The organism is Sulfurovum lithotrophicum, assembly GCF_000987835.1.
Classification (GTDB): Bacteria; Campylobacterota; Campylobacteria; order Campylobacterales; family Sulfurovaceae; genus Sulfurovum; species Sulfurovum lithotrophicum.
Map to the genome: position 1 here is coordinate 42,934 of NZ_CP011308.1, position 22,822 is coordinate 65,755.

Here is a 22,822-nt window from a genome sequence, read left to right on the forward strand (position 1 = left end):
AGTACACAAATCAGTGTATTTACTTCTCTTAGTGGTGGGGCTAGAGGGAGGGTCATACCCAGCTCCATTCCGAACCTGGAAGTCAAGCCTCCCATCGCCGATAATACTGCAGGCTACGTCTGTGGGAATGTAGGTCGCTGCCACTTTGAGTTTTTCAATGACTTCTTCTCTTCAGTTTCATAAATATTAATCAACTATCAATAGAAATTTTACTATTCATTTACTCTAATGCACTATCATACTATTTAGAAAAGGTAGTCAATCCTTTCAAGAGATTTTTGTTTTACTCCTTGTCCGAAATATGGTAGAGCTTCCTTGTTTTTATCTCTTGATCCTCCCCTTGGCTGTCTTTTGAAGAGCCCACCTCCTCTTTTACTTCATTGTAAATTCCTTGTTTTTTATTTCGGGCTCTTATATTTTATGAAAATGTGTGAAAACCCTCTAAATACATTGACAAAACAACACTTTTAGTGTATAAACTTTAGCAGATAGTAAGGCCAAAAGCCTTTTACTATGATTTTGTTATAATAACTATAATAATAGAAGCATGCTAAAGCAGGCCGATAGAATATAAGGAGAAACATTGATCCCTTTTACAGATGAAGAGTTGGAACCGGCTGTTAAAGATGTTATTGAGAAGGTAAGGCCTTCCATAAAACTTGATGGCGGTGATATTGAATTGATCGCTATTAAAGACGGTGTGGTATATGTGCAGCTGCAGGGAGCCTGTGTAGGCTGCGGCAGTGCCGGGACCACCATCAAGTTCGGTGTAGAAAGACAGCTGAAGACATTGATACATCCCGAGATCACTGTGATGAGTGTACCTCAGGGATGGGAAGATAAACTGGATCAATTAGGATAAAATGAGCAAAGTAAGTCAAGAAATATTATTACAACGTGCCGAGAAGGAATTCCTTCAGGGGAACTATGCAAAAGCTTTGAGATCATACGGTCTGATCCTGAAGGATTACCCTTCTCTGGATGAAGCAAAAGTCGGTGCCTACCTGAGCGATCTCGGAGACGAGAGTGGAGAAGAGGCACAGGCACTGTTCGATTATTATCAGATGATCAAAGAAGAAAAGAAGAATGCAGTAGAGATCATACACTCGCTCATCAACTCTCTGGATACAACGAAAGAAAGTATTTACGAATTGCTTGATGTACCAGAAGAAGAACAGATCGAGTATGGTGATGGTATCAGATATAGTGATTTCCTCAGATTGGTTGAGAGCAGAGGCAATTTTAGACAGGCCTTTGAAGATATTATGTTCTCTACAAAAGTGGTGATCACGGATAAAGATGAGTTCATCGATTTTGTGACTAAGCTTGCTGATGAAGGATTTGATGAAATGGCATTGGGATACCTTGATGCGACTGCAAGCCTTTTTGGTAATGACCAGGAAGTGCTGGCACTCTATAATGTTGTGCAGGGAATGAAAAAGTGAAAATTGACTTTGACAAAGAAGGGTACAGTTACCTCACTGATAATACGATGTTGTTGGATGAAGAGACTCTTTTTCTCCTGACCTCCCAAAATAGACCCTATTGTGAAAAACTTGAGAGTAAACCTGCTTCCATTACCCCGGATGAATTAATGGCTTTCTGGGGACTGGATGCTATGAAAGTGGTGGGTGTAACCGGAACGAACGGAAAGACGACAGTTACTGCAGCGATCTACTCTTTTCTACTTGATCTTGATAAGAAACCTGCCCTCCAGGGAACACGGGGGCTTTTCGCCGAAGAGAAGCGTATAGAAGAGAAAAGTATGACAACGCCGTCCATTCTTGAAACACTGTACAACATGAAACAGACAATGGATATGGGATGTAACTATTTCATTATGGAAGTAAGCTCTCATGCGATTGATCAGAAGCGTATAGAAGGGATCACTTTTGCGCTGAAAGTGCATACGAATGTCACCAGTGACCATTTGGATTATCATGGAACAGTGGAGGAATACAGACGTGTCAAAAGTCTTTTCTTTGCTGATGACACGATGAAATTGCTCAATAAGGATGATATCAATAATATCACCTATAACCCGAAGAATGCTTACAGTTACGGTGTCGATGAACCGGCAACCTATAAAGTGCAGGCATTTTCCCTGCTGCACGGTATTACAGCGGGGATCAAGTATATGCAGGAAGAAGCAACCTTCCATTCACCGATGATGGGGCTTTTCAACCTCTTCAACCTTATGGCGGCGATCGGTTCAGTACACCTGCTTACCAAGAGGCCTATTCAGGAGATATGTGATGTGGTTGAGAACTTCGCTGGTGTAGCGGGGCGGATGGAAGTGGTCAGCCGTGATCCTCTTGTCATTGTTGATTTTGCCCATACACATGACGGTATCCATGCAGTACTGGAGTCCATGAAAGACAGAGATATTTCGGTGGTATTTGGTGCAGGCGGGAACCGTGACAAAGAGAAACGTCCTCTCATGGGTGCCGCAGCCGGAAGATACGCCAATAAGATCTATGTGACATCCGATAATCCGCGTGATGAAGTCCCTGAAATGATATTGGAAGATATTCTGGTAGGCCTACATGGTAAAGAGAATGTCACCGCCACACCGGACAGACGGCTAGCGATAAAAATGGCCCTGGAGGCTCTTGAGCCTAATGAAGTACTTTTGATCCTTGGCAAGGGTGATGAGGATTATCAGGAGATCAAAGGGGTAAAGCATCATTTCGATGACAGAGAAGTCGTTCGGGAACTGCTTGCTGAACGACAAGGGTAATTTTTCAGGTTTGCCGCGTAGGGTGCGTAATTACGCACCTCACAATAAAATTAGCATATGGTAAAATTTTCCGCCTAAAGGCTTTACAAAAGGTGTGTGACTACGCACCCTACACGCTGCAAAATAGATTGACAAAGCATATAGAAATGTGTCAAAATTTTGCGTATAAACGCTAAACGCTAAACGCTAAACGCTAAACGCTAAACGCTAAACGCTAAACGCTAAACGCTAAACGCTTTATCCCTCTGCTATTTTCATCTCAAACTTCTCCCCAGTCTCCTGCGTATGTCTGTAAAGTTTCCATGCATGAATGATCTGGTAGCTCATCCATCCGAAGGAGAGTATGGTCAATAGCCCGGCAAAATAGATGAAGGGTGTAAGGAAGGTTGACAACAGAAAGGTGACAAGTGTTGCCAAATGGATGTAGAGATGCTTATTGGCAGTTTTTGGGTGTATGACCTCGTGCATCATGGGTGCAGTAAAGTAGCCCTGTGAATTGAGGTGGAACCATGTCAGGAAGGGGATGATCTTGTAGAACATGGCAAAGACGATACTGAGGGCAAAAAAAGTAAAGAAGAGATAGCTGGCTGTTTGAAGCAGGCTGATTGTCGTAAACAGTGTTATGATCATAAGGAACATAGAAACGATGAGCGAAGTCAGTCCGATCCTCCAGAACCAGACAGTGGCATCGGAGAGAGGGCGTTTTTTCTGTGTCAACCGTTTCAGCGTCAATAGGGCGTAGCTGCTTAACAGTATGGCAAGCAGAATATCTGTTATGATCCATGTTGCAGGGATGAAAAGCCCAACGATGAATGTGACAACAAGCAGGCTAAAAAGTACTGTAGGCAGATAATAACTGACCACTTTCGGATAGGATGGGGTAACATAGAACATTTCTATGACCTGGAAGGAGATGGAAATGATCAGCAGGGTGATCCATCCGAAAAGTCCAAAGGAGTAGTGTCCCTCTTTCATTTGACTAAAGTAGGTACCGTTGATAGTTCCGGAGAGTGTGGCGGTCATATAGAGAGCCAAGATCACGACAACAGCAAGCGCAAGAAGTGCTATGACCATACCTTTGGATGAAGCACTGTGATGTACCAGCTCAAAGAGATTCTTTAGCATGACAGCAACGATATAAAAGATGCTTCCGCCCAGGAAAAGCGATGCAAGTCCGTAAAGCCAGGACAGAGAAGTCTGAAATGCTAAAAGAAGGGTGATGACACCGATCGTGAAAGGATATTGAAGCCAGTTGGCTTTTTGTACAGGAGAAGTGAGTTTGACTCCTGCGATGACGGGGAGCATTTGGAAAAGGGCTGCAAACATGAAAGAGAGCATCACCCCAAGTGTCAAGGTGTGCGTGAGGATGACAGCCTGGGTAGTATGTGCATCAAATATGGAAGTCCCGAAGATCAGTATCAGGATACCTGCGAGGATACCAAACAGTGCACCTGAAAAGAAAAAACGGAATACAACCGAGATCGGGGGTGCCTGATCGAGGGAGAGTCCGTTCTGGTTAAACACGCAGCAGCTCCTCCAGTGTAACGGAAGGGTTTTTGGCTACCAGAATATGCCAGTTCCCTGTTTCATCTTCTCTGCTGAGTGTCTGGAACCCCTGTTCGCTGGCAAGGTCTATGAAAGGAATGGGGTTTTTGCGATGAAGCATGTAAAGGTAATTTTCATCATTAAGTTCTCTGAGTGCCCTGATAGCCTGTTCCAACGGTTTTGGGTGCTCCAGTGCTCTGGCATCCAGGTCGATCTTTGTGAATTCGGACATTTTAGAGCTCTACCGCTTTCATCTTGTCGAGTGTCTCGGTTTTAAGTTCCGGAGGCAGGACCCTGTCACACATGGCATAGAGCATCTGCTCTTCTTTCATGTTGTGCTGTTGCAAAAGGATCATCATAGATTCACACAGAGAGAGATAGGTATCTTTATCTTGGGACTCCACTGCTTCCGCCAGCTTCCCAATGAGTCCCTTAACTTGTTCATGTTCGTAACGCATTACCTGTGTCGGTCCTTCAGAGCTTCCGGTCTGTGCTTCAAAAGCAGGAAAAAGTTCCTCTTCCTCTCTCTTGAAATGTCGGAGGGTATCATTGGCGAATACCATGAACTTCTCTTCGGCTTCCGCCCAATTCCCGTTTGCTGCTGCCTGCTCGGCTGCAGCAAATTCTGTATCGCAGTCTCTATGTTCCTGTGTCATGAATTGTGAAATAATCATTGTTTTATCCTTTCGTGATGGTGATCATCTGATCCCAGAGTTCTTTGTTGAGAAGGATCTTCTCTACGCGGGTCTGCCAGAGTCTTCCAAACTCTTTTCTCTCACCAGCGGAAGCCAGCCCCTGAAGAGATTTCCCCATAAGCGGCTGCATGTTTGGATCTGCCGGTACCATAGAGGCACTATAGGTAAGTGTAATACTTGAGTCATTGTTCAGTCGTGTCAGCTTGACTTCGCCTTCCATTGGTACATTATAACTTACAAGATTGTCTCTGGAAAAATGTCCGCCGATACCTTTGAAACCGCCAACACCGTTCGCTCCTGCAATAAATGAGATGACATTGCAGATCACACCGGTCACTCCTTCGGCTTCCCCGTCCCTCATGGAGACATGGATGGACCCTCTCTGTGGGAGGCTGTCTCCATAAAGTGCTTCCAGCCCCTTTTTTGCTATGAGATAGGCACCGGCGACCGTTGGGCATGAGTGCCCTGCAAGTTTGACGCAGTCCAGATAGGTGATCTCCATCTCGCCATTCTCAAAGGCACCGAGAAAATCACTCAGTGGGTCCTGCAGCTGTATCGGTTCTACTTTGTCAAAAAAATCAGGATATTTCATTGGTTTTTGTCCCCTTTGTATATTGATTGTATTATAGGAAAAAAAGAGTTTGCTTCTATTGATATTTATCAAGAATTAAGTAAATCAGAGTAAAATACTCCTAATTAAACTAATTCTGAGCCCCAAAGGCAAAGCTTTAGTGAAAGGAATTGGGTAGGAGCTTCGCTTCTGCACAAGGAGAAAAATTATATAAAAAGGATCCACTATGATGCAAGGTGTACCACAACCAGCGTTCTATATATTCAAATGTCAGCAGTCGGCACCTCCGGGGATGCCGAAACCAAGCTGTGTCAGCCAGAACGACCCTGAGTCTCAGCAGCTTTTCCAGCATTTGGCACAGCAGCTGATGATGAAAGGTATCATCGGGACTGTTCAGCCGATCCAGACAGGCTGTCTGAATCGCTGCCAGCAGGGGCCGGTCATGCTTGTAGAGCCGGGGCATACGATGTATGTCGGCTTGACAAAAGAGAAGATAGACAGGATCATCGATGAGCATATCATCGGCGGGAATGTTGTAGAAGAATATGTGATCCCTGACGAGTTTTGGGGTGAGCCGATACCTCCGTCACAGATGGCCCGTTAATACGCGACTTTTATGTACTCCTTCCGGTGTGATACAGCGGAAGGGAGTGTTTCCCCATATCGCTTCTCGATTTCTTCACAATTACTGTATAATATATTTAGAGATATGCGTAGGATTTTGGTATAATCCCAACAATTTAATTAGACAGGAATGATTATGAACATTACAATGCTTTATTCTAAACTACATAGAGCGACTGTAACAGATGCAAATCTTAATTATGTCGGTTCCATTACCATTGACCAGAATCTGCTGGATGCAGCGAGTATGCGTGTCGGGCAGAAGATCGATATCGTCAATATCAACAATGGAGAGAGATTCTCCACCTATATCATCTCGGGAGAGAGAGGCAAAGGCGATATCTGTCTTAACGGGGCAGCGGCAAGAAAAGTACATAAAGGCGACAAGATCATCATTATCGCCTATGCGACAATGACTGAAGAAGAGGCGGACAGTCACAGTCCCAAGATCGTGATCCTGGATGAGGACAATGGCATTGCCCAGGAATTTGAGGGATTGGAGTAGCAGATGTTTGAAGGAATGGATCTCGGTAAAATGGGAAAGATGATGGAGCAGATGCAGGAGAAAGCAAAAGAGCTCCAGGAGCAGGCGAAGAATATTGAGTTCACTGCGAAAGCCGGGGGTGGTCTTATCGAAGTGACTGCGAACGGTGCAGGTGAAGTGATCGATATGAATATAGATGATTCTCTTTTGGAAGACAAAGAGTCATTACAGATACTTCTGATCTCAGCGATGAATGATGTGAACAAGATGATAGAGGATAACAAGAAATCTCAGGCGATGGGGATGATGGGTGGGATGAACCCTTTCGGTTCATAGTTGACAGTTTGATTTATGCCCGCTTTATGTCTACAAGATAGCTGAACTCTTTTGAAGATTTCAGTTTGTTTACTGTTCTGCTGCTCAATGAGTGGCCGCCATCTTTTTTGATGATCTTTTTCAATGTTTTACTTATGTGCATCTGTCGCTCCCTATGATGAATTTGTCTCTTTTGTGAAACATAGAATCATAGAGTATAGTGGTTACCAAAAGGTAACAAAGGAATAAGATATGAATAAAGTAACGCAGGCGATCGAAAATGATTCCATCGCTACACTTAAAAGTCTGCTTGAAGAAGGCGTAGATCTCAATAAACCGATCCTGATAGGAGAAGAGTACGATCTGGAGGAGTATGACGAGATCAGTCCATTGTTCTATGCCATCAGAAAATATGCTTCTCTGGAGCTGATAGAGTTTCTGCTTGAGAACGGTGTCGATATCCACAGTACAGACAGTGACGGCATCTCGGCTCTGGATATGGCGATTAAATTCAAACGCAAAGACCTTGTAAAGTTCTGTATGGACCAAGGGATAGATATCAACACTACTGCAAGGCGAAGTGGGATACTTCCTCTACAGTTGGCAGCCTGTTTCAATGATACAGAAATGATACAGATGCTTCTGGATGAGGGGGCAGACATTAATGCAACTGATGCCTCCGGGATGAGCGCAAAAGACTATGCCCGCAAACTCGGACAGAAAGGCGTGGTCGAATACCTTACCAAAAGAGGTGGCAGACATAATCTCTATCCTGAAGAGGGATGACCGTCTTCCCTTAGATGAGTAACGCTTTTTTCCTATTATTTTCCCTTCTCTCCCCTGTAACCATTCTGTAACTATTTTTTTCTATACTTCCGCCATCTTAAACTAAACAAGGAAGATAAACTATGAAAAAAACCATACTTTCACTGGTGACTATTTCTGCTATTGCGACTACTGGTGCATTGGCGGACAGTGCAACAGATATTACTGAACTTAAAGCAATGATGACACAGATGAACAAGCGTCTTGCCAAACTCGAGGCTGAGAATAAACAGCTTAAATCTGAAGTCAAAAAGAAGTCCACTAAAAAGAAAACTTCTATGGCCAAAGCAACGCCATCCGAGAAACAGGAGAGAACGGATGCTGTTGTAGAGAAGTTTGAAAAGTCTACACCTGTATTTGCCAAGGCATCCAAGCTCAAGTTTTCTGGTAGGCATTATCTTGGATTTGTACATGGTAAAAATGAAAACCACTTGACAGGAGAATCAAATAGTTACGATGACTTCGAAACAAGAAGAAACTATATCCAGGTCAAGGCATATTTGTTCGATGATCCGAAGAGCTATATGAGAGTAACACTTGATACACATCAGGTAGGCAACGGCAAAGATGTCAATAATGGGGATATTGTAAAAGGCGGTAATACCGGAGACTGGGAAGTACGTCTGAAGTATGCATATCTTTACATCAATGATATTCTTCCTTACACCGGCGTAGAGCTTGGACAGGCACACAGACCGTGGATCGACTATGAAGAACACCACGGATGGTTGTACAGATCTATTTCAAAAACGTTCGTTGAGAAAAAACAGGATGCCGACTTTACCAACTCCTCCGACCTTGGTGTGAACTTCAAGACAAAAACGGAATACTTCTCATCTGAAATCGGCCTATTTAATGGAGAAGGGTATCATGGGCTTCTGGATAAAGACGATACCAGTGGTTTAAGTTTTGAGTGGAGACTGACAGCAAATCTGCTTGGGACAGGGGAAAAACACGTACATAAGCACAACCAGTATGCAGATGTTTCTTTTTATGGACAGTACAATAGTGATTTGATGAAAAAGGGTGAATTCAATCCCGATACAGGAGAGTTTGATGGTGATTTCGTCTGGTACGGCTTTAATGCCGTGTACAACCAGCCTGAATTCCTCATAGCAGGAAACTACTTGAAGTCAACCAAAGCAAGCCCGGCATTCAAGGGTGATGGTTTTTCTGTGAACGGCGAGTTGAGAATGTTGACCTTTGATGAGAGCCTTGATGATTGGAATATCATTGGTAGATATGATAAATGGGATCTCGACAGTGGTGAAGAGAGAGAAACATGGATTACCGGTCTCGCCTACACATGGAACAAAAATGTAGAGTTCATTCTGAACTACGAGGATGATACTGATACGCGAACAGTGGCTATAGACAATGAAACACAAAGAGTCCTTTTTACTGCTGATGTAAAGTGGTAATTCCTTTCTTTTCCTATGCTGCCTTAGCATGGGATCCACGAACTTCTAAAACAGCGTGTACCCACTATCTTTCTGTGGGACATCCTCTCCTTCCAAATCTTATAAATCGGTAACAGTTTTGTAACCATTTTTATCTATACTTCCTCCATAATTCAAACCAAGGAAAAAATAGATGAAGAAAATTGTATTATCAATGGCCGCAATGGCGACAGTGTCAATGGCTGCTTCAGATGTTCTGCATCCGCATGAACGTATAGCAGAAAAAAAAGCGAATGACACAATAACGCATGCTGAAAAAGAGATTTTAGATAGATTTCATTTCAAAGGTGATCTAAGATTAAGATATGAGAGTATAGAAAGAGATGACAAAGATAATACGTATAGGAACAGGTATCGTCTAAGAATCGGTGCAGTGGTTGATCTTACAGAGGAACTACATTTTGAAGTAGGTATGAGATCTGGTTTTGCAAACCCGACTTCAGGAAACCAGACATTTCATGATGACGAGCCTTTGAGTGACTACTTTTTTCAGTCACTTAGATTTAACGTTTTAGGTTTGGCTTACAAGTCGGGTAATTCTACTTTCAAAGTAGGGAGACAACCATACATGATGTACAGACCTATCAAGTCACAACTTGTTTGGGATAACGATGTTTCAATGAACGGGTTGAACTACCACTATGAAGATGATACAAAGATCATTACTGCAGGTGTGAACCGCCCGACCCTGGAAGAAAAAGCGGTTGCCGAGGATGATGTTAACCTCTATTTGGCGCAATATGTGCACAAAACAAAATTGGACTTTGCAAAACTTAATTTGGGTGCGGGTATCTATTATTATGATGGATTAAAAGGAAACACAACGCTTTTTGGCAAAAGTAAAGGCAATACCGTAGTAGATGGGCGATATGTCAATGATTACCACATTGTAGAGGGATTTGGTGAACTGCAGTTTAAAGACCTGTTTGGTATGCCGTTTAAAGTTGCAGCAGGCGTTGTATACAACTTTGGTGCAGACGACAATAACTTTGGGTATGATCTGGGTGTTCAGTTAGGTAAAGTTAAACATGTCGGTGACTGGCAAGTGAAATACTCGTATACAGATATTGAAGAAGATGCAACATTTGGTGCATACTCTGACTCCGATAACTTTGGTGGAGGTACTGCTGCTAAAGGTTCTGCAATTAGAGCAAAGTACAAAATGGGTAAAAACCTGTATCTCGCTGGTAACTTCTTCTTCGATACACTTTTTGCAAGCAAAAGCAAAACAGGAGAAGAGGCAGACTATGAGCGCGTACAATTGGACGCCATTATCAAGTTTTAAAAATATCACTCAATTTATTTGATTACATTTTGGTAACAAAATTGTAATACTTTTTTACTATACTCCCGAAAATTTTATATTTCAGGGGATAACAATGAACAATACGATCAGACTTCTGCTTGGTGTAGGTTTTGCTGTTGCAGTGGCTTACTATGCCAGCAGTATCATGGGGCATGGTGGGAATGCAGGATTTATGGTACTTGCAGCAGTATTTGGTGCCTATATGGCAATGAATATCGGTGCGAATGACGTAGCGAACAATGTTGGGCCGGCTTTCGGTTCGGGTGCGATCACCATGGGCGGCGTCATTATCATCGCGGCGATCTTCGAAGCAATGGGTGCGCTGGTCGCAGGCGGTGACGTCGTCGGTACCATCAAAAAGGGGATCATCGATCCGGCGGCATTCGGTGGTGACCCCATGCTGTTTGTATATGCTATGTCTGCAGCACTGCTTGCTGCAGCACTCTGGCTGAATCTTGCAACATGGCTCAAGGCACCGGTCTCTACGACACACTCCATTGTTGGTGGTGTGCTTGGTGGTGGTATCGCAGCGGGTGGTTTTGCGATCGTCTCATGGGGAACCATGGGCAAGATCGCGGTATCATGGGTTATTTCACCTGTACTTGGCGGTGTGATCGCCGCGATCTTCCTCTATATTATCAAGTCACAGATCCTTTATCAGAAAGATATGCGTACTGCAGCTAAAAAAGTGGTACCTGTCCTTGTAGCTATCATGGCTGGAGCATTTCTGACCTATTTGACACTCAAAGGGCTTAAACATGTATGGAGAGACCTTACGGATATGTTGAGCTTTTTGCCTCAGACAAAAAAACCGACATTTATGGCGGCATTGATCATTGGCCTTATTGGTGGGTTCATCACCTATGTAATGGTTAAACCAAGAGTACTTAAAAAAGTAGAGAACGGACTGGGTGAGAACAGAGCCGATATAAACATTTTGTTTGGTATTCCGCTTGTCTTCTCTGCGATCTTCCTCAGTTTTGCACACGGTGCGAACGACGTTGCCAATGCTGTTGGACCGCTGGCAGCAGTGTATGATGCATTGACACATGCAGCGATAGCAACAAAAGCAGCCATTCCGTTGTGGGTCATGGTCGTAGGTGGTGTGGGTATCTCGATCGGTCTGGCACTTTACGGTCCGAGACTGATTAGAACAGTCGGTTCGGAGATCACCGAACTTGACGAGATGAGAGCCTTTTCCATTATGATGGCCGCAGCGATCACAGTCATTATCGCATCACAACTTGGATTGCCGGTCTCCTCTACCCATATTGCAGTAGGTGCAGTGTTTGGCGTAGGTTTCCTTCGCGAATGGCTTGATAGCAAGAATATGGACGAAAAGCAGAAAAAATTGCAAATAGAAGTAGAAAAGCTCGATGCAATCAAGGCAGAGCTCGATGCCCTGAAAAGTGAAGAGGATTACAAAAAACAGGTTGAGCTCATTGAGGCACAGAAAAGACAGAAGAAAAAAGTAAAAAGTATTAAACGTTCTCTTCGTGAGACTTACGTCAAGCGAGGTATGGTCAAGAAGATCATTGCCGCATGGGTCATTACCGTGCCTGCGGCTGCCTTCCTCTCTGCGATCATCTTTTATGTGATAAAAGGGTTTGCGGCCTGACCTGCCTTGTATCGCAATGGTGTTTTTACACTTTTCCTGTAAAAACACCGCATGATTTTCTCTTTCTTTTTCAAACTCCTAATACTTTTTGACTATAATTAGATAAATGGATCACAATGATCCTTTTACAGGTCATTGCGTGCAAATAAGCATGGACAAACGAGGGGTTGGAGCAGCCAATGGATGAAGAACGCATAGAGATCGTTGTGATCGAAGATGAAGAGGATATTCTGGAACTCATAGAGTATCACCTTGCCAAAGAGGGATATGCAGTGACGGGTTTTCTCTCAACGGACAATGTAGAGCAGTTTCTCGAAGAAGAGACACCTGCATTGATGCTGGTGGACCGGAATCTTCCCGGAATGGAGGGAAGCGAGTTTGTTGCCCATCTCCGGAGTACAGGCTATGATATACCGGTTATCTTCCTTACCGCAAAAGACCAGGAGTTCGAGCTGGAAGAGGGCTTTATGGCCGGGGGGGATGACTATATCTGTAAACCGTTCAAGCCCAGAGAGTTGGTATTGCGCATCAAAGCTTTGCTCCGTCGTACCGGTGCACTGCAGCGGCAGGATCGCATCAAATACAAAACGTTGACCATGGACTTTACACAGAAGAAACTGTTTGTTAATAAAGCAGCCGTAGCATTGACCAATCTTGAGTTTAATCTTCTGCATACATTTTTGAAATATATAGACAAGCCTCTGACGCGTGATTTCCTCAGAGAGGAAGCCTGGGGTCAGGAGGGGGAAGGTGTCAATGACAATGCGGTCAATGTCGCCATCAATCGGCTGAAGAACAAGATAGACCCTGAGAATGAAGAGAACTATTTTCATCCGGTATGGGGTGTGGGATACAAATTTTATTAGAATGATACAAAAAATATGTCATTTTGCCATATTTTCTACTTCACTGAAAAGGAAGACGTTACACTGCCATCATGAATAAACTGAAAACACTCGAAGACTATTTTGGACACAAGGCTTTCAGGCCGCTGCAGGAAGAGGTAGTGGATGCTATTTTGAACAGAGAGGATGTGCTGATGATCCTTCCCACGGGAGGGGGAAAATCACTCTGCTACCAGCTTCCCACACTTCTTATGGAGGGTGTGACGGTCGTGGTCTCTCCTCTTTTGGCGCTGATGCATGACCAGGTGGTCGCGTTGCGTGCCAACGGCATTCCCGCTGCCATGCTCTCAAGTATGCAGGACATGGAAGAAAGCCGGCAGATAGAGGGACAGCTGCATCGTGGAAAGATAAAACTGCTTTATGTCGCGCCGGAACGTTTGACCAATGCCTATTTCCTCAATATGCTGCATCAGCTTGACATCAACTTTTTTGTCATCGACGAAGCGCATTGCGTGAGTGAATGGGGGCATGAGTTCAGGGAGAATTACCGGCGGCTTTCGCTGCTCAAAGAGCAGTTTGCTACGACACCTATTGCTGCATTCACAGCTACAGCGACCAAGGCGGTGGAAGAGGATATAGCATCAAATCTTGGTTTGCAGAACCCCAAGCGTGTCAGAGGTTCTCTCTTTCGTGAAAACCTGACCATCCACTCCAGACACCGAATCAAAGACGGGCGTGAACAGCTGCTGGAATTCCTGAAGTCGCATGAAGGGGAGTCCGGGATCATTTATACCCTCTCAAGAAAATCGACCGAATCGGTGGCCCATTTCCTGCAGAATAAGGGTATAGAGGCAAGGGCGTACCATGCCGGTCTACCCACAGAGGAAAAGCATGCGACCTATAGTGATTTTGTGGCTGACAGGGTGCAGGTCGTCGTTGCGACCATTGCATTCGGTATGGGGATTGACAAAAGCAACATCCGTTTCGTGGTGCATATGACACTGCCTAAAACACTGGAGAATTTCTACCAGGAGATCGGACGTGCAGGCAGGGACGGTCTTGAAGCGGAAACCCTGCTGCTGTTCTCCGCACAGGATATCGTACAGCAGAAGATGTTCATAGAGGACCTTCCCGAAACACCCTACAAGCAGCATGCTTTCAACAAACTTGACAGTATGGTACGTTTTGCCAATTCGGAGAACTGCCGTCACCAGAGTATCGCCGCCTATTTTGACGATCGTATCGAAGTCTGCGGAACGAAATGTGACAACTGTACGACAACACAGAGTGAAAAGATTGACATTACGACGGCTGCACGGATGCTGCTTTCGACTATCCTGCGTACCGAACAGAAGTTTGGACTGCATTATGTGATCGATGTGCTCAGAGGAAGCAGGGAACAGCGAGTGCTTCAGAACGGGCACGATACTCTTTCGGTCTATGGCATAGGAGAGGAATACAGCAAGGCACAGTGGATGACCATCGGAGACAAGCTTCTGGAGCTCGGTGCGGTAGAAATAGGTGAGTTCAAGGTTTACAGATTGACGAACTTTGGTGTTGAGGTCATCAAGGGTGCACACAGCATCGAGTTGAAAAAAGAACGCCTGGCAGTCCAAAAGGCCAAGCCAAAACGCAAGGTCACCTATTTTGACGACTATGATGCCGAAGTGTATGACAGGCTCAGAGAACTGCGTACACAGATCGCATCGGAGAAGGGTATACCTCCCTACATCGTCTTTTCGGACAAAACACTCAAAGACCTTAGCAATAAACAACCGCAAACGAAAGGTGAGATGCTGGAGGTGCATGGCATAGGAGAAGTGAAGTTCGAGAGGTACGGAGAGGCATTTTTGGAGTTATTGACAGTGTAGGGTGTTGTGCCCTCACAACACCAAAAACCTTGAATTGGCATACGATTATGAAATGTCTTTTAATGTTTGGATAATCGGTGTTGTCATGGGAGAACACCAATAATATAAACACAAATTTGGAGATAAAATGCAAAATGAAACAAAACCCCTCTGCGGCATTGATGAAGCAGGCAGAGGACCGCTTGCTGGTTCACTTGTGATAGCCGGTGTGGTGTTGACAGGTGAGGTAGAGGGGTTGATGGATTCAAAGAAACTGACTGAAAAGAGACGTGAGGTACTTTACATGCTTGTGATCGAAAATGCCGAGTATCACATTGTTTCATTTTCGGCAAAGGAAGTGGACGGCTTTGGCATCTCGAAGTGTTTACAAAAGGGTTTACAGTCCATACAGAAAGCACTTGACGGATGTGAATATCTCTTCGATGGCAACAGCACTTTCGGCGTGGATAATGTTAGTACGATGGTCAAGGCGGACGACAAGGTCCCTGAAGTTTCGGCTGCAAGTATTCTGGCAAAGGTAACACGCGACAGAGAGATGATAGAAATGGCTAGAGTCTATCCCGAGTATGGGTTTGAGAAGCACAAAGGTTACGGTACCCGATCGCATATCGAGGCTTTAGTGAAGTATGGCAGGTGTGAAATACACCGAAAGACCTTTCGGGTGAAAGGACTGGACGAACCGACACTCTTTTAGAAAGAGATTCCGTTCACAGTTATTTTTCCTTTCACAAAAACGATATCGTATATTTTCTTTCCCTCTTTGGTCGCAGGCGGAACCATCATCATCATGATCATCGCTCTTGGGTCCTGGATAATGAGGGCATAGAGTTCGTCGGAGACGGAAATATGTGTCCTGATATCGATCGCATCGAGTGCAAGAAGAGGGTTTTGGGAGACGGCATTCATATCGAATGATTTGGCAATACTGACTGTACCGTTCATATCGAAGCCGTTCAGGTTTTTTCCATTCTCTGTGATCTTTTTGGCAGAAAATTTGTTCAATGTCAGGACAATGCCTTTTGAAAGCAGATGCTGGGTGAGTTGATTGATATGTGCTTCATCTTCAGGCTCGGTCTTCTGTAATGCTTCAAGCGCAGCAACATCGAGGTTCTCAGCGGTAAAGTCAAACCGGCTCTTCTCGATCGTATATTTTTTTTGTGCCTGATTGATCTCCACCGTTTCGGCTTTGGTGGTCACAATGCTTTTGAGCAAGCCCTGGTTGACGCTGTTTTTTGTTTCATTCTCAATATTTTTGATCTGTAGTGAAAGTTGCGGTTCCATATGAACGGCAATGGACCCGGTGCGGTAGCGTGAAGTGATATCGTAGGGTGTGGTACCTGTACGGATATAGCCACCGTCGATGTCAGAGACTTTGACCTGAAGCGCTTTGCCGGCATCAAGAGAGAGCAACGCGATCTTCTGGGAAAACTGACTGATCTTCTCCTCTTTGCTCTCTCCTTCAAAAGTCATCCCTTTGGCTGCAATAGTTGCTTTTTCACCATCCTCTTCAATGGTTTCATTGATATCTTTGATATAGCCTTTGAAACCCGAGAGCATTTTGTTGAAATCAATATGAAGCAGCAGTGCCTTTTTGGCAAGCATACCTCTGAGATGATTGACCAGCTTTTTGTCTTCCTCTCCCAGCTCTTTCCTCATGCTTTCGGGCAGAGTAACGGGGTAGAGGTCAAGAGAGACTGCGCTGTAACTGTCCGGGAGGTATGCGGCATCTACGCCAACTTGCAGGCCTTTGATGGCCTTGGCATCTTCTATGCGCATCTGGGCACCCTGTGCGTTCAGGTACTGTACGATCTTTTCGGGGTTATCGAAAGAGACGATGAAGTGATCTTTTTTCTTTTCACTTTTTCTCTCTTTGACGGAGAAACCGCTCTGCTGCAGTGTGCTCAATTCGTTGTTGAGCTGCTGCTTTGCCTGCCTGATGATCTGTGCAGATCCGTTCGTAAAATAATAGACCACTGCGATCAGAACGAGTCCGACAAGACCAAAAGCGAGTTTTTTCATACTGATTTCTTTGTTTCGGGATAGATCGCTTTAAGGTGATCCATCTTCCTGCCCATGTTGAGCAGGGCCATATCGGCAAGGGTAAGTGCCATCATCGCTTCGCAGACCACGGCACCGCGTATGGCGACACAGGGGTCATGCCGCCCTTTGAGATTGCAGGTCACCTCTTCATTGTGTGTCGTGATGGTCTGCTGTTCCCGGAAAATGGAAGGGGTCGGTTTGAAATGGGTCTTGACGATGAGTGTATCACCGTTGCTGATACCGCCGAGCGTACCGCCGGAATGGTTGCTCTTGAATCCCTGAAGCGTGATCTCGTCATTATTCTGTGAACCTTTGAGATGGGTACTGGCAATACCGTCACCGATCTCAACGGCTTTGGCGGCATTGATCCCCATCATCGCCTCTGCCAACACGGCATCGAGTTTGTAGTAGAGCGGTTCGCCAAGGCCGACAGGCACACCGGTTGCCGTGGTCAGTACCACACCGCCTACAGAATCATGGTTCTCTTTGGCTGTCAGTATCGCTTTCTCCTGTGCTGCTTCAACAGCAGGGTCAAGCGCATAGAGTTTGGAACTTTTGGCATACTCAAAATCCTGTACATTCCCTTTGATACCGTCCACTTCACACAGTCCGCTCTGTATCTCCACACCCAGCTCTTTGAGCATCAGTTTTGCGATTGCTCCTCCTGCCACACGTGCAGCAGTCTCTCTGGCCGAACTTCTCCCGCCGCCGCGATAGTCTCTCAGTCCGTATTTGTGAAAATAGGTGAAATCGGCATGTCCGGGGCGGAACAGGTCTTTGACATTGTCATAATCTTTGGATTTCTGATTGGTGTTGAAGATGATCATCGCAATAGGCGTACCGGTACTCAGGCCTTCGAAGACACCGGAGAGTATTTCGATCTTGTCGTCTTCCTTGCGTCCGGTCTCCAGTTTGCTTTTCCCCGGTTTGCGTCTGTCGAGGTCAGACTGGATGAAGGCTTCATCTATATGGAGCCCGGCAGGCACACCGTCAAGTATGCATCCGATCGCTTTCCCGTGGGACTCGCCAAAGGTGGTGAGTGTCAGTCTCTTTCCAAAGGTATTCACTGTCTATCCTTTCAGTTTCTCTAAGGCAATTTTCGCCGCTTTCTGCTGCGCGTCTTTTTTGCTTTTGCCTTTGGCTGACGCGATGGTTTCATTGTCAAGGATGACAGCGATCTCGAACTCTTTTTTGTGGTCGGGGCCCGAAGAACCGAGCATCTCATAACTTGGTGTCACGCCGTGTGTCGCCTGTGTCAACTCCTGTAAAGCAGTCTTGTAGTCTTTTGACAGGCTTTGCAGGTCTATTTTGGGATGACACTCTTCCAGCAGTTTGATGGAAATCGTTTTAGCCGTATCGAGGCCGGCTTCCAGATAGACGGCTCCTATAACCGCTTCAAAGGCATTGGAGAGCAGCGACGGCTTGTCTCTTCCATTGTTGTTCTCTTCCGCGAGAGAAAGGAAAATGTAAGAGCCCAGGTCGATCTTTCGTGCCAGAAGTGTAAACCCGCTTTCATTGACAAGTGAAGCTCTGATCTTGGAGAGAATTCCTTCATCCGACTTGGGAAATTTTTTGAAAAGGTACTCGCCTACGATGAGGTCGAGGACTGCATCTCCCAAAAATTCAAGCCGCTCATTATTGTAAGGCTTCTTGTAACTTTTGTGTGTCAAAGCCTCAATAATCAACTGCTTGTCCCTGAATGTATAGTTCAGTCTTTTTTCAAGCTGACTGTAGTCGTTCATTGTTTCGTTCCTTTTTTGAGTTTTGTAGCCTTGATGCGTTCCGCTTCGTTCCGTGCCAGTTCATCACAGCGTTCATTTTCGGGATGCCCGTCATGCCCCCGTACCCAGGTACCATGAACATGGTGGGGTGCGGCAGCTTCAATATACGCTTTCCAGAGATCAACGTTTTTGACTTTCTTGAAGTCCCTTCTTATCCAGCTCTCCAGCCATTCATTGATAGCTTTGACCACATAAGAGCTGTCGGAGACCACCTCCACATCACAGGGCTCCTTGAGCAGTTTCAGTCCTTCGATGACCCCGCGAAGTTCCATACGGTTGTTCGTTGTCTCTTCTTCTCCGCCAAAGTACTCTTTGCGTGAGCCTTTGTACTCCAGTATGCCGCCATACCCGCCCGGTCCCGGGTTGCCGAGGCTCGAACCGTCAGAGTAGAGAGTAATCTGTTTTCGGGCTTGCTTTTGCAATCTTTTCCTCCACTTCCACAGAGTTTATCGCCATACAGTTTGGACATCTTTTGAACGATACGGGGAAGCTCTGTTTACATTTTTTGCAGAGATAGGAGAAAAGAAGGTCCCCCTCCTCAAATCCGTTCTCTCTTGCCGTTGCCAGCATATCCACTGCGAAGATACCGCTATGGAGCAAGGGCTTCTGCAGATATCCTTTGGCGTAGTAGAGAGTACTGAGCCTCTCATCGGATGTGATTATATCCAAATCGACTTGTGAATTCGGTAAGAACCAAAGGATGTCTATCGTCTCCTTGATCCGTTCAGGATCGATGATCTTCCAGGCTTCGGTCGTGTCAAGTTTCAGGAGAGTATCTACGATCTGACGGTAGAGTTTTGGCTCCTCAGCAAGGATCTTTTTCAGCGCTGCTACCTTCTCGTCGGTACCGAGCATCTTGTTAGACGTCAGTGCGGAAAGTTCAAGAAATTTGCTGAGCGTATGCGTATCTTTCCCCAGGGTATTGAGTGGCTCGATGATCTCCTGTGCCTTGTCGTATTTGTGCATCATTTCATAGACAACCCCGAGTTCGTAAAGCACTTTGGTGTTGCGGGGACGTTTGCGGAGTATTTCCGTATAGATCGACCTGGCGCGCTCGAGGAAACCGGCATGCAGGTAAGTATTCCCCAGTCTCTCCATCAGTTCCATTTTGGTAAAGTCATCGTCGATATGCCTCGTGACGTAGAGATAGATGCTGATCGCCTTGTGGTATTCACCCGAATTTTCAAAGGCTTTGGCAAGAAGCGTAAGCGGCTTGAGCATATGTCCCTCGAAAGGCATATCGTCCGTATCGAGAGCACATTCGGAACTGTCGAACTTGTCAAGGAATTTCAGGAGGTTCCCCTCCTCCTTCTGCTGCTTGTAGAGCCCCCAGGCATAGGTGACAACAGAGATGATCAGTGCGATGACAATGATTAGCAGAATGCTGAACAGCGGATCGTTGTATGCCGGCAATATCGTTTCCAAGAAGTTCCTTTAGCCTGTTTAGTCCTTGGATTATATCAAATTAGATATAATACCACTATGATAGATAACGCTTACCTTTTTTTCCTCTCACTGAAGCTTCGTCCTTGGCAAGAATGGATGCATTATGATCGATAATGCCTCCATAGAATCCCTCAAGAACAGTATCGATATCGTTGATGTGATAGGGAACTTCATTGAATTGAAAAAAGCCGGGGCTAACTATAAAGCGAACTGCCCTTTTCATGGTGAGAAGACCCCCTCTTTTGTCGTGAGCCCCAGCAAGCAGATATACCACTGTTTTGGCTGCGGCGTAGGCGGAGACAGCATCAAGTTCGTGATGGAACTGGAGAAGCTTTCCTACCCCGAAGCAATCGAAAAACTGGCATCGATGTACAATTTTTCGCTCAACTATACCAAGGGGTCTTCGGACTACTCCGATGCCAAACGAGTACTCGAGACCATACAGGCCTGGTATGTCAAGAATCTGGAAAACAACCCCACGGCTAAACAATATCTTCTCGACAGGGGGATCGCACAGAGTTCCATAGAGCGTTTCGGTATCGGGTATGTCCCCGACGGCAACTCCGTGATCCATTTTCTAAACTCTGCACTGTTGCCGCTTCCCAAAGCGGTGGAAGCGGGCATTCTGGCACAGGGTGAGGGCGGAAGGTATTATGCGCGTCTGGTGGAACGTATCACTTTTCCCATATACTCTACCAGCGGCGGGGCTGTCGGTTTTGGAGGACGTACTATTACCAACCATCCGGCAAAGTATATCAATTCACCGCAGACCAAACTCTTCAACAAATCCAGACTGCTTTACGGCTACGACCTGGCAAAAGAGAGCATTTACAAAAATAAAAAGCTGATCGTCTGTGAGGGCTACCTCGATGTCGTGATGTTCCATCAGGCAGGTTTTACCGAAGCCGTCGCTACTCTGGGTACGGCACTGACGGCAGAGCACCTGCCTCTGCTCAGAAAAGGTGATCCCAAAGTTATTCTTGCGTATGACGGAGACAAGGCAGGAGTAGCTGCAGCATTGAAGGCAGCACAGATGCTGAGTGTTTCGGGCTTTGACGGTGGTGTGGTTCTTTTTCCCGACGGGCAGGACCCGGCCGATCTCATCGCCAAAGGGCAGAGCGAAGCGGTCGCCAAACTGCTGCGTGAAGCCAAGCCGCTCATTCCTTTTGTATTGGAACAGACCATCTATGCCTACAACCTGCACGATCCTCGTGCAAAAGAGGCGGCATTCGGGGCTGCCAAACAGTTCCTTGATGGCTTGAGCCAGATCATAAAGGATGCCTACATTCCTATGACAGCGACACTGTTGGGGGTTTCTCCTGCACTGTTCGGAAAGCAGACACAGCCAAACCGCGCCAAAGAGAGTTTTTCTCAAAAAAGAGATGACGTGGCACAGTTGAGCATACTGAAAACACTGCTGGAAAAACCCGAACTGATCGATTCGGTACTCGATGTCATCGATGTCAATATGTTCGGCGGTTATGCCGCCATGTTCTCGGCACTGATCAGCGGGGAGAAGGAGCATCCGCATTTGATGGGACTGGCCGTAGACGATACCTTCCAGATAATGGACGAAGCAGAACTTCAGGGGGTGCTACGGAACTTTTTGATCAAGCACTACGATATGAAACTCAAAAATATCGTGGCAGACCAGACCATACCTTTTGAGAAGAAGAGTTTTTTGATACGTAAAATAAAAACTGATATAATCCCACGACTCAAGCGTGGAGAACTGGTCGCATTTGAAGGCAATTAAAGTGATTTGTCAAATTACGCTTTGACTCAAAGCATTATTGTCATACTATTTCAACTTAACTATATTCCAAAGGAAAAACAATGGCAACAGCAAGTGCAAGACATATTCTGGTAAACGACGAAGCGTTCTGTAAAGAACTCAAAGAGAAGATCAACTCAGGTGAGACCACATTCGAAGCAGCAGCGAAAGAGTTCTCTACCTGTCCATCAGGTGCAAGAGGCGGTGAACTCGGTACCTTCTCGCAAGGACAGATGGTGCCGGAATTCGACAAAGTGGTTTTCAACGATGAAGTTGGTGTGGTACACGGCCCGGTTAAGACACAGTTTGGCTATCACCTGCTTGAAATTACAGAACGTTCATAAATTATCATAAGATGGGTAATGTTTTATCCATCTTATGCTAAAATCCTTTTCACCTAATCTTTGGGGGCTTAGCTCAGCTGGGAGAGCGCTTCGCTGGCAGCGAAGAGGTCGTCGGTTCGATCCCGATAGTCTCCACCAATCTACAATCTAATATCATCAATATATACTACATAATCCCCTTATATACGACGTTTAAAGCATTATTATAGTCTACTTAGTTTAATATGTATGGTAGTAATCTAAGCTTAAATAGTAGTAATATGAGTAGTGATGAGGTTTCTTTACAAGATGGAGTTTATACGACTGATGATCACAAAATACGAACCAAAGATAAGGAGGGTAATTTTTTCTATGAAGATGGAAGAGTATTTTATGATGCTTCAGATGAAAACATTGGCTTGATAAGCAGAAAGTATGTGTAGTTAATATAATCAATTTAACTTTTAAAAGGAAGCAGCAAAAAATATATTTAGTACCATTAGTAATACCACCATAATTTATTCAAAATGATTGTATAATTTAATCATGCTAATAAATT

The 22,822-nt window shown here is 45.2% G+C and carries 26 protein-coding genes, 1 tRNA gene and 1 rRNA gene; 18 read left to right on the plus strand and 10 right to left on the minus strand.

Features of this window, described 5'->3' with window-relative positions; all coding sequences use genetic code 11:
- Positions 1 to 30 precede the first annotated feature (30 nt).
- From rrf to YH65_RS00235, 4 genes are all read left to right on the plus strand, one after another.
- Positions 31 to 146, plus strand: a 5S ribosomal RNA gene (gene rrf, locus YH65_RS00220).
- A gap of 437 nt (positions 147 to 583) precedes the next feature.
- Positions 584 to 862 carry a NifU family protein gene (locus YH65_RS00225; RefSeq protein ID WP_046550121.1) on the plus strand — a complete coding sequence of 93 codons (279 nt, stop codon included), beginning with the start codon at positions 584 to 586 and terminating at the stop codon, positions 860 to 862.
- Between the two features lies 1 nt (position 863).
- Positions 864 to 1,445, plus strand: a complete 582-nt coding sequence (locus tag YH65_RS00230; protein WP_046550122.1) for a hypothetical protein — start codon at positions 864 to 866, stop codon at positions 1,443 to 1,445.
- Positions 1,442 to 2,740, plus strand: a complete 1,299-nt coding sequence (locus YH65_RS00235; RefSeq protein ID WP_046550123.1) for a UDP-N-acetylmuramoyl-L-alanyl-D-glutamate--2,6-diaminopimelate ligase — start codon at positions 1,442 to 1,444, stop codon at positions 2,738 to 2,740. Before YH65_RS00230 ends, YH65_RS00235 begins: the two co-directional genes overlap by 4 nt.
- Positions 2,741 to 2,977: 237 nt before the next feature.
- Here YH65_RS00235 and YH65_RS00240 read toward each other — a convergent pair whose 3' ends face one another.
- From YH65_RS00240 to YH65_RS00255, 4 genes are read right to left on the minus strand one after another with little or no spacing between them, the layout of a single operon-like run.
- On the minus strand, positions 2,978 to 4,264 hold the full coding sequence (locus YH65_RS00240; RefSeq protein ID WP_046550124.1) for a hypothetical protein: 1,287 nt from the start codon (positions 4,262 to 4,264) through the stop codon (positions 2,978 to 2,980).
- On the minus strand, positions 4,257 to 4,517 hold the full coding sequence (locus YH65_RS00245; RefSeq protein WP_046550125.1) for a DUF2249 domain-containing protein: 261 nt from the start codon (positions 4,515 to 4,517) through the stop codon (positions 4,257 to 4,259). The genes YH65_RS00240 and YH65_RS00245 overlap by 8 nt, the downstream gene beginning before the upstream one ends.
- A 1-nt stretch (position 4,518) precedes the next feature.
- Positions 4,519 to 4,959 carry a hemerythrin domain-containing protein gene (locus YH65_RS00250; RefSeq protein ID WP_012084060.1) on the minus strand — a complete coding sequence of 147 codons (441 nt, stop codon included), beginning with the start codon at positions 4,957 to 4,959 and terminating at the stop codon, positions 4,519 to 4,521.
- 4 nt (positions 4,960 to 4,963) lie between these two features.
- A complete protein-coding gene (locus tag YH65_RS00255) occupies positions 4,964 to 5,572 on the minus strand; it encodes a hypothetical protein (RefSeq protein WP_046550126.1) in 609 nt (202 codons plus the stop codon).
- A gap of 205 nt (positions 5,573 to 5,777) precedes the next feature.
- Here YH65_RS00255 and YH65_RS00260 point away from each other — a divergent pair, with 205 nt between their 5' ends.
- The 3 genes from YH65_RS00260 (at position 5,778) to YH65_RS00270 (ending at position 6,995) form a co-directional block, all read left to right on the plus strand.
- Entirely contained in the window at positions 5,778 to 6,155 is a 378-nt protein-coding gene (locus tag YH65_RS00260) for a (2Fe-2S) ferredoxin domain-containing protein (RefSeq protein ID WP_046550127.1), read from the plus strand.
- Positions 6,156 to 6,311: 156 nt separating this feature from the next.
- A complete protein-coding gene (gene panD, locus YH65_RS00265) occupies positions 6,312 to 6,680 on the plus strand; it encodes an aspartate 1-decarboxylase (protein ID WP_046550128.1) in 369 nt (122 codons plus the stop codon).
- A gap of 3 nt (positions 6,681 to 6,683) precedes the next feature.
- Positions 6,684 to 6,995 carry a YbaB/EbfC family nucleoid-associated protein gene (locus YH65_RS00270; RefSeq protein WP_046550129.1) on the plus strand — a complete coding sequence of 104 codons (312 nt, stop codon included), beginning with the start codon at positions 6,684 to 6,686 and terminating at the stop codon, positions 6,993 to 6,995.
- 13 nt (positions 6,996 to 7,008) lie between these two features.
- Here the strand turns inward: YH65_RS00270 and YH65_RS11680 are convergent, their stop codons facing one another.
- The gene (locus YH65_RS11680; RefSeq protein ID WP_281175040.1) at positions 7,009 to 7,137 is read right to left on the minus strand and encodes a hypothetical protein; all 129 of its coding nucleotides are present in this window, start codon (positions 7,135 to 7,137) and stop codon (positions 7,009 to 7,011) included.
- Positions 7,138 to 7,226: 89 nt separating this feature from the next.
- Between YH65_RS11680 and YH65_RS00275 the strand changes: the two genes are divergently transcribed.
- The 7 genes from YH65_RS00275 (at position 7,227) to YH65_RS00305 (ending at position 15,593) form a co-directional block, all read left to right on the plus strand.
- On the plus strand, positions 7,227 to 7,760 hold the full coding sequence (locus YH65_RS00275; protein ID WP_046550130.1) for an ankyrin repeat domain-containing protein: 534 nt from the start codon (positions 7,227 to 7,229) through the stop codon (positions 7,758 to 7,760).
- Positions 7,761 to 7,882: 122 nt separating this feature from the next.
- The gene (locus YH65_RS00280; protein WP_046550131.1) at positions 7,883 to 9,220 is read left to right on the plus strand and encodes a hypothetical protein; all 1,338 of its coding nucleotides are present in this window, start codon (positions 7,883 to 7,885) and stop codon (positions 9,218 to 9,220) included.
- A gap of 172 nt (positions 9,221 to 9,392) precedes the next feature.
- A complete protein-coding gene (locus tag YH65_RS00285; RefSeq protein ID WP_046550132.1) occupies positions 9,393 to 10,544 on the plus strand; it encodes a putative porin in 1,152 nt (383 codons plus the stop codon).
- A gap of 94 nt (positions 10,545 to 10,638) precedes the next feature.
- Positions 10,639 to 12,183, plus strand: a complete 1,545-nt coding sequence (locus YH65_RS00290) for an inorganic phosphate transporter (protein ID WP_046550133.1) — start codon at positions 10,639 to 10,641, stop codon at positions 12,181 to 12,183.
- A gap of 179 nt (positions 12,184 to 12,362) precedes the next feature.
- Positions 12,363 to 13,049: a response regulator transcription factor gene (locus YH65_RS00295; RefSeq protein ID WP_046550134.1), complete on the plus strand. Its 687-nt coding sequence runs from the start codon at positions 12,363 to 12,365 to the stop codon at positions 13,047 to 13,049.
- A gap of 71 nt (positions 13,050 to 13,120) precedes the next feature.
- On the plus strand, positions 13,121 to 14,899 hold the full coding sequence (gene recQ / locus YH65_RS00300; protein WP_046550135.1) for a DNA helicase RecQ: 1,779 nt from the start codon (positions 13,121 to 13,123) through the stop codon (positions 14,897 to 14,899).
- A 127-nt stretch (positions 14,900 to 15,026) separates the two neighbouring features.
- Entirely contained in the window at positions 15,027 to 15,593 is a 567-nt protein-coding gene (locus tag YH65_RS00305) for a ribonuclease HII (protein ID WP_046550136.1), read from the plus strand.
- On the opposite strand, the gene YH65_RS00310 is transcribed toward YH65_RS00305, so the two are convergent.
- The 5 genes from YH65_RS00310 to YH65_RS00330 are packed head-to-tail and all read right to left on the minus strand — an operon-like array spanning position 15,590 to position 20,145.
- A complete protein-coding gene (locus tag YH65_RS00310) occupies positions 15,590 to 16,918 on the minus strand; it encodes a YdgA family protein (RefSeq protein WP_046550137.1) in 1,329 nt (442 codons plus the stop codon). The two genes, YH65_RS00305 and YH65_RS00310, sit on opposite strands and share 4 nt — an antisense overlap.
- Entirely contained in the window at positions 16,915 to 18,006 is a 1,092-nt protein-coding gene (gene aroC / locus YH65_RS00315; protein ID WP_046550138.1) for a chorismate synthase, read from the minus strand. Before aroC ends, YH65_RS00310 begins: the two co-directional genes overlap by 4 nt.
- A 3-nt stretch (positions 18,007 to 18,009) precedes the next feature.
- Complete coding sequence (gene rnc, locus YH65_RS00320; RefSeq protein WP_046550139.1) at positions 18,010 to 18,681, minus strand: ribonuclease III; 672 nt, start codon at positions 18,679 to 18,681, stop codon at positions 18,010 to 18,012.
- A complete protein-coding gene (rnhA, locus tag YH65_RS00325) occupies positions 18,678 to 19,142 on the minus strand; it encodes a ribonuclease HI (RefSeq protein WP_046550140.1) in 465 nt (154 codons plus the stop codon). Before rnhA ends, rnc begins: the two co-directional genes overlap by 4 nt.
- The gene (locus tag YH65_RS00330; protein WP_046550141.1) at positions 19,102 to 20,145 is read right to left on the minus strand and encodes a tetratricopeptide repeat protein; all 1,044 of its coding nucleotides are present in this window, start codon (positions 20,143 to 20,145) and stop codon (positions 19,102 to 19,104) included. Before YH65_RS00330 ends, rnhA begins: the two co-directional genes overlap by 41 nt.
- Positions 20,146 to 20,269: 124 nt before the next feature.
- Here YH65_RS00330 and dnaG point away from each other — a divergent pair, with 124 nt between their 5' ends.
- From dnaG to YH65_RS11450, 4 genes are all read left to right on the plus strand, one after another.
- Positions 20,270 to 21,922 carry a DNA primase gene (dnaG, locus tag YH65_RS00335; RefSeq protein WP_046550142.1) on the plus strand — a complete coding sequence of 551 codons (1,653 nt, stop codon included), beginning with the start codon at positions 20,270 to 20,272 and terminating at the stop codon, positions 21,920 to 21,922.
- A gap of 80 nt (positions 21,923 to 22,002) precedes the next feature.
- Complete coding sequence (locus YH65_RS00340) at positions 22,003 to 22,284, plus strand: peptidylprolyl isomerase (protein WP_046550143.1); 282 nt, start codon at positions 22,003 to 22,005, stop codon at positions 22,282 to 22,284.
- Between the two features lie 62 nt (positions 22,285 to 22,346).
- A tRNA-Ala gene (locus tag YH65_RS00345) sits at positions 22,347 to 22,422 on the plus strand.
- 122 nt (positions 22,423 to 22,544) lie between these two features.
- Entirely contained in the window at positions 22,545 to 22,706 is a 162-nt protein-coding gene (locus tag YH65_RS11450) for a hypothetical protein (RefSeq protein ID WP_154806451.1), read from the plus strand.
- Positions 22,707 to 22,822 lie beyond the last annotated feature (116 nt).